This is a genomic window from Streptomyces phaeochromogenes (genome assembly GCF_001418655.1).
In the GTDB taxonomy this organism is placed as follows: Bacteria; Actinomycetota; Actinomycetes; order Streptomycetales; family Streptomycetaceae; genus Streptomyces; species Streptomyces phaeochromogenes.
This window is the reverse complement of the sequence record NZ_LIQZ01000601.1, coordinates 1-2,494: the sequence shown is the minus strand read 5'-3', so window position 1 is coordinate 2,494 and position 2,494 is coordinate 1. Positions and strand designations below refer to the sequence as shown.

The window sequence follows — 2,494 nt, the reverse complement described above, 5'->3', positions numbered from 1 at the left end:
TCATGTGCGGGCCGGTGGGGGCCGGCCGCGCAGTTCCCCGCGCCCCTAACGGGCGCAGCCCCAAAGAGGGGTGCTCTCTGCCTAATTACCCGAGTCGTTCATTCGGGTTCTATGTGAATGATTCCGGCGCTACAGTTCGTCACTGATGCGCTGGGTGTGGGGCGCGTCACAGATCGCGACGAAATGAGCCGACGGGTATCACCTGTGCGGCGGTGCATTTGGGGGGCCTCGTGCACGAGATGGTCAAGGGTGCCAATGTCGGACTGACGGCGTTGAGCGAAGACGTGGGCTCCGTGATGGTGAGCCTCGGCTGGAGCAGCCCGACGGGTGAGGGCGACGCGGACGTGTCCGTGCTGTTGCTGACGGCGGACGGCAAGGTCCGCAGTGACGCGGACTTCTACTTCTACAACAACCCCGTGGCGGCCGACGGGTCCGTGCAGCTGCTGGGCAAGACGCCCACCTCTGACGGCAACGAGGACCGCATCACCTTCGATCTGACCGCGATCCCGGCGGACGTCGAGCAGGTCGTCGTGGCGGCGAGCCGCTACAACGGAGCCCGGTTCGGGGATCTGGACGACGTACGGGTGACCCTGGCCGACGGCTCGGGCGAGGGGCTGCTGCGGTTCTCCATCGAGGACGCGGGTGCGGTCGGCGCGCTGCTCTTCGGCGAGCTCTACCGGCGGGCCGGCGACTGGAAGTTCCGCGCCATCGGGCAGGGATACGAGTCCGGCCTCGCGGGCCTCGCCCAGGACTACGGCGTCGATGTCGACGACGACGCGGAGGAGGCGGAAGCGGAGGCGGCCGAAGTGGCGGGGGTGGCCGCGGCGGTGGAGGTCCCGCCGGTGAAGACCCCCTCGGAGGCGGTGGCCGAGCCCGTCGCGACGGAGGCGGGGCCCGAGGCCGAGACCGGGCCCGCGACCGAGGTCGAGGTCGAGGCCGTGGGGACGGCGGTGCCGTTGACCGCCGTGCCGGCCCCCGGTCCGGTGCCTCCTGTGGAACAGATCGTGAGCGAGTCCGTCGAGGCGCCGGCCAAGCCGGTCCCCCGGCCCCGTACGGCGAAGAAGAAGGTGACGCTGCCCAAGGTGGCCAAGAAGTCGCTCGCCGAGAACGACTCCTGGCGGCCCGCCCGGCTCTTCCCGGTCTCCGCTCTCAAGAGCGACCGGGACAGGGAGACCCGTGCGACCTCCGTGCTGCTGTCGGTGATGGCGCAGGTGCCGGAGTTCGGCAGGCGGCTCACCGCCGGCTTCGGGGCGCCCGCCGGGCGGATGGAGATGTTCACCGAGGTCTCGCTGCCCAACGGCGACTCCCCGCGGCGGCCGGACGGCGTGATCCGGGTCGAGCGGGCGGGCAAACTGTGGACGGCGCTGGTCGAGACGAAGACCAACGGCAACTCCCTCAAGCCGGACCAGGTGCAGGCGTACACCGAGATCGCCGCCCGCCGTGGCTACGAGGCCGTGATCACCCTCTCCAACGACGTGGAGCTGGACGGCAGTCCGCTGGTCGACGTGAAGACGGACGGCCGGCGCAAGCACAAGGTGGCGCTGCGGCACCTGTCGTGGGCCGACGTCGCCCACCAGGCCCAGATGCTGATCCGCCACGAAGGCGTCGGCAACGCGGCGCACGCCTGGCTGCTCCAGGAGCTCCTGCACTACCTCCAGCACGAGAACTCCGGCTGCCACGGTTTCCAGAACATGGGCCCGGCCTGGGTGCCCGTGCGCAACGGGATCGACGACGAAACCCTCTGCCAGGGCGACCGGCGTGCTGTGGAGGTCGTCGAGAGCTGGGAACGGCTCGTACGGCAGGTGTGTCTGCGGCTGGGCGGTGAACTCGGGCAGAAGGTGCTTCCCGTGCAGCGGGCGAAGCGCGGCACCGATCCCCGTGTCCGCCGCGCGGCCCTCGCCGACCAGCTCTGTCTGGCCGGCCGCCTGGACTCCGAGCTCCGTATCGAGGGCACGCCTGGCATCCTCGCGCTCTCCGCGGACCTGCGGACGGGCAAGCTGCGGACGTCCATCGAGATCGCCAAGCCCGAGCAGGGCTACCCCCTCACCTGGGCCAAGCGGCTCATCCGCCAACTCTCCGACGCGCCGGCCGACTTGCATGTCGAGACCCTCCTCGACGGGCAGGTGGGCGGCCCGCGCGGCACGCTGGAGCGGCTGCGCCCCGAACCGGGCGACATCCTCCCCAAGAACGACGCCGAGATCACCGGCTTCCGGCTGTCCCTCTTCCGGAGCATGGGCAACACGCGGGGCTCTGCCGAGTCCGGGTTCATCCGCAGCGTCGACGAGGCCGTGGACCGCTTCCACGACAACGTGGTCGTGCACCTGGACCGCCCCGGCTCAACGCGTCGCTGAGCCCGGCCCCTTCGTCCACCCCGGTGGTAACCAGCCCAGTCGGTCCGGTTCGTTCGGGGTGGGTTTGGTGCGGGCCAGGAGGATGGCTACGTCGTCTTCCGAGGCGGTGGGGTCGAGGTGGGTGATGACGGTGTCGAGGAGGG

The 2,494-nt window shown here is 70.5% G+C and carries 1 protein-coding gene; it reads left to right on the top strand.

The window, feature by feature from the left end; translation table 11 throughout:
• Positions 1 to 239 precede the first annotated feature (239 nt).
• Positions 240 to 2,351: a TerD family protein gene (locus AOK17_RS46510; protein ID WP_055618679.1), complete on the top strand. Its 2,112-nt coding sequence runs from the start codon at positions 240 to 242 to the stop codon at positions 2,349 to 2,351.
• The last annotated feature ends 143 nt before the right edge of the window (positions 2,352 to 2,494 follow it).

Bases quoted from the DNA above. Each gene is read 5' to 3' on its own strand.
- AOK17_RS46510 (WP_055618679.1), top strand. From the start codon at position 240: ATGGTCAAGGGTGCCAATGTCGGACTGACGGCGTTGAGCGAAGACGTG.